Origin of the sequence: Nocardia anaemiae NBRC 100462, from assembly GCF_001612725.1 — a bacterium.
Classification (GTDB): Bacteria; Actinomycetota; Actinomycetes; order Mycobacteriales; family Mycobacteriaceae; genus Nocardia; species Nocardia anaemiae.
The window spans coordinates 1-4311 of record NZ_BDAZ01000087.1; the positions used below are offsets into that span (position 1 = coordinate 1).

The following is a 4311-nucleotide window of genomic DNA, read 5'->3' on the forward strand; positions in this document are numbered from 1 at the left end:
ACGCTCCTTCGGGGGGAGTGTCGGGATGACAACGGTGGATCTAGATCTCCGCCCGAGCAGCCGAACCCAACGGTTAGGAGGAAAGGCCGACTGGTGCCGAAGACACTCGACGGCGTTGACGCGGTGCACGCCGGGCATCACGAGTGACTTTGTCGCTCATTCGATCTGGAAGCTTGCCACTGCCAGTTGCGTTTGGGAAGTTCGACCGCAATCTGGTTCATCGCGGTGCACGGGGTTTGGTGCAGGTGAATTGCATGACGTCGATGCGGCCACCGCGCACGTAGTCGGCGCAACCGGTCAGGTACCGGATGTAGGCGTTGTAGGTATCGGATCCGGCGAGCTCGATGGCGCGATCGCGGTGCTCGTGCAATGCGTCGGCCCAATGGTCGAGGGCGGTGGCGTAGTGCGGTCCCATCGACTGCATGCCGGTAACAGTGAATCCGGCGTCTTCGGCGTATGCGGTGACACCTTTGGTGTCGCGTGCGGTCGGGGGCAGCAGCGGGCCGCCGAAGACGGTTTCGGTGAGGAACCGCATGAACGCGTCCCCGATGCTGGTGTGCTGAATTCCGTGTGCACGCAGTTCGTCGCGGTTATCGGCGACGATGGCCTGCAGCAGCAGCACCCCATCGGCGGGCATTGTGCGGTAGGCGAATTCGAAGAACTCGCCGTAGCGGTGTTCGAAGGGTTCGAACGCGCCGAGACACACGATCCGGTCTACGCGGCGGTCGAATTCCTCCCAGCCTTGCAGCCGCACCCCACCATAGGGGCGCCCTCGGATCACCCGGTCGACCAGCAGATTCCGCACATACCGGTACTGGTTACGGCTGGGAGTCAGCCCGATGACATTCACCCCGTAGGTGTCCATGGCGCGCAACATGGTCGTACCCCAGCCACAACCGACATCCAACAAGGTCATCCCCGGCCGCAGATCGCACTGGGCCAGAGCGAGGTCGATCTTCGCCAACTGGGCTCGTTCCAAGGTGTCTTCTGGGTGGGGCCAGAACGCGCAACTGCAGGTCGGGTCGAGGAACAGTGCGAAGAACTCATCCGGCAGCTCGGCGCGGGATCGGACCTCTGCGAAGGTCGGCTCCCCCGATAGGTCGGTGATCTTTCGATGGGCTTTGCTGAGGCTCTGGCGGCTCAAACGTCTTCCTCCTGGTTTTGCTGGGCGAAGCACATCTCCTGGTGCCCATGACATCGCAGAAGCGATAGACTGACGGTCTCAATCTGAGACGCGTCATCGATTGAGACGGCCGCCACCATCGATTGAGCAACAAGCACCGAGGTATGAGCAGATGCCGGATCCTCGAGCCGACGTCGCCGTGAGCCTAGAGAAGGCCCGCGAACAATTCCTCACCGTGGGTTCGCTCGATTTCCCGCCGGTGCGCGACGCTGTGCTCGATTCGTGGTGCCGATCGCGCGCGCTGCAGATCCATCCCGACCGTGTGGAGCTGCCTTATGTGCGGGACCCGAATCTCGACTCCCCGCTGGTGAGCGCCGCTGCGCCGGTGCTGCGGCGGCTCGCGAGCGACTTGGCCGACCAGGCTGTCAGCGTCATCCTGACCTCGTCGGATGGGCTCTTGCTCGAGCGCTACGCCGCCGATGCCACAATCATGCGCACACTCGACGGCGTGCAACTCGCTCCCGGCTACAGCTATGCCGAGGACTTCGTCGGCACCAACGGAATCGGCACCACCCTGGAAACAGCCACCCCGACGTTCATTCGCGGCGGCGAACACTATCTCGGCACCCTCGGCGGGCTCGCATGCGCAGGCTCGCCCATTCGCCATCCGCTGACGCGCTCGGTGCTGGGCGTCATCGATCTCACCTGCTGGGCCAACAGATCCGATCCGCTGCTGCTCGCCCTCGCCAACAGCGCGAGCAGCCAGATCCAGGATCGGCTCCGCGGACTCGCCAGCGAAACCGAGACCGCGCTGCTGGAGGCATATTTGCGCCAATGCCGCCAGTATCCGCTCGGCGTGCTCGCGATCGGTGGCGACGTGGTGCTGATGAACCACTACCTGCGCCAGGCTCTCGACCCACACGACCAAGGGGCATTGCTGCAATATTCGACCGACCTGGTTCGTCCCGGGGCCGTCGATACCCTCTTGGCCCCACTGCCGGGCGGTCAGACCGCAAAAGTGACAGCAGTCGAACGTATTTCGATACGTGGCAGCAGCTACAACACGGTCCTGCACGTTCAGCTGGTCAATGACCGCGTCGTGGACCACCCGATCACACACGGCGCGCTCGCATTGCCCGGCATCGCCGGTAGGAGCAGCTCGTGGCGGCGCAGCTGCCAGCAGGTCGAAGGCTGCTGCCGGGATCGCGAATGGGTGGTCATCGATGGCGAAAAAGGTTCCGGACGAACAAAACTCGCGAAATCTGTCGTCGCGCACGTCAGCCCCGGCAGGATGGCCCGGGTGCTGCGGACGGCCGACTTCGCCGACACCGAGGGCCTGCTGGCCGCGCTGCGCACTGAAACCAGCAACAGCAATTTCAACGTTGTCATCAAAGATATAGACCGCCTGCCGACCGAGGCGGTCGAGCCGATCGCGGACATACTCCAGACCTGCGCCGATCGCGGATGGATCGCGGCAACAATGCATTCGGCGACGCCCTCTACGGCTCTCGATTCGCTACTGCCACTATTCAGCCGGACCGTTGGCGTGCCAGCACTCCGGCACCGCATCGAAGACCTCGAAGAGCTGGTCCCCTTCCTGCTGGGCGAGATGACCAAGGGCGCCGAAGTCCGCCTTGCCCCGGACGCCATGCGCCAGCTCCACAAGCTATCGTGGCCAGGCAACGTGGCCCAACTACGCCGGGTGCTAGCCGAAGCCATTTCACAGCAACGATCTGGCCTGATCCACATCGACAATCTGCCACCACAATGCCGTTCGCTGACCCGGCGCAGGCTGAGCCGGATCGAGGCACTGGAACGCGACGCGATCGTGCGCAGCCTGCAGGAGAACAGCGGCAACAAGGCCGAAGCCGCAGCGGCACTAGGGATGTCGCGGGCGACCATCTACCGCAGGATCAAGGACTTCGGCATCGAGTAGGAAAGTTGCCCCGGATCGCGCCGGCACCCGACAGTAACCAATCAGTTCAACTCGCCGGCCCCCTTACGGAACGACAGCTCACCATACTGCGCCGCTGGTGGCACGGAGGCTACGCATCAGACCAATAGACGCCCCGCGCCAACTACAGTCATAAACGAGGATCCTCCGCGGCCCTACGGATCATCATGTCGAACACGATCCGGTTACGGCAGCGCACGCAACGAGCCTGACGCTAACCCGCAGCAGCGTGATACTGCTCGCGATGCTCGATCCAAGGCCGTTGGCGCTCTTCCTCACTCATCGCCAACAACTCACGCAACTTCACCCACGCCACCTCATCAACCGGCGTATAGATCTGCATCCACGCATGCGGCAACGCAGGCAAACTCATGCTCGTCAAGAACATCTCCAACTCCCCCACCGCCAAATTACGGATCTGCTTCGTCCGACTCGCCGGAACCGCAACATCATTACGAGCCCACAACGACGCGAAAGCCTCACTCTCCGCACACAACTCGGAGATGAAACGCTCCCAACCCGGATCACCCAGATTCTTCGCATACGAACCACGCAAATAACCGACCATGCGCCGCAAATCATCCCAATTATGGTGATAGGTATTGCAGCACTCCGGAGTCAGGAACACCCGACGGGCAACATTACGCTCTCCCTTTACGAAACCCGGGCACAACGCCTCATACGACTTGTTATGAGCCAGCACGTCATAACGCGGACTGAGCACCACCCCCGGCAACGGCTCCAAATGATCCAAAATCACCTGAAGCTCCTCCGGCAGAGCCGTTCCCGCATGCGCGGTCGGCACCGTCGGCACATCCGCCAACCGATACAAATGCGCCTTCTCAGCAGCGTCCAGGGATAACGTCCGCGCCACCGCATCCAAAACCTGCACGCTGACGTTGATCTGGCGGCCTTGTTCCAACCAGGTGTACCAGGTGATCCCGATTCCGGCGAGCTGTGCCACCTCTTCACGGCGCAGGCCGGGGGTCCGGCGGCGCGGGCCTGGGGGCAGACCGACGTCGGCCGGGGTGATCCGCGCGCGGCGCGACTTCAGGAACGCGCCCAATTCGGCGCGGCGTGCCTTGCGTACCGCGCGAACATCCACAACATCGGTCATGTCGCGATCATCCCGGATCCTGCTAACGGTATCCAGGTGCTGCCAGTAATAGGTTCGGCGGCAATGCATATCGCGTATGGCGTCGCGCGCTGGGGCCGCACCAGCCGCTGTCCCCCA

At 63.0% G+C, this 4311-nt stretch carries 3 protein-coding genes; 1 reads left to right on the plus strand and 2 read right to left on the minus strand.

The window, feature by feature from the left end:
• Positions 1-217: 217 nt before the first annotated feature.
• Positions 218-1144, minus strand: coding sequence for a class I SAM-dependent methyltransferase (locus NA5_RS36395; protein ID WP_371856491.1), 927 nt, complete (start codon positions 1142-1144; stop codon positions 218-220).
• A 151-nt stretch (positions 1145-1295) separates the two neighbouring features.
• On the opposite strand from NA5_RS36395, the gene NA5_RS36400 reads away from it, so the two are divergent.
• Positions 1296-3059 (plus strand): sigma-54-dependent Fis family transcriptional regulator, encoded by a 1764-nt coding sequence (locus NA5_RS36400; RefSeq protein ID WP_062993582.1) that lies wholly within the window; start codon positions 1296-1298, stop codon positions 3057-3059.
• Between the two features lie 232 nt (positions 3060-3291).
• Here the strand turns inward: NA5_RS36400 and NA5_RS36405 are convergent, their stop codons facing one another.
• The gene (locus NA5_RS36405) at positions 3292-4194 is read right to left on the minus strand and encodes a helix-turn-helix transcriptional regulator (protein ID WP_062993583.1); all 903 of its coding nucleotides are present in this window, start codon (positions 4192-4194) and stop codon (positions 3292-3294) included.
• Positions 4195-4311 lie beyond the last annotated feature (117 nt).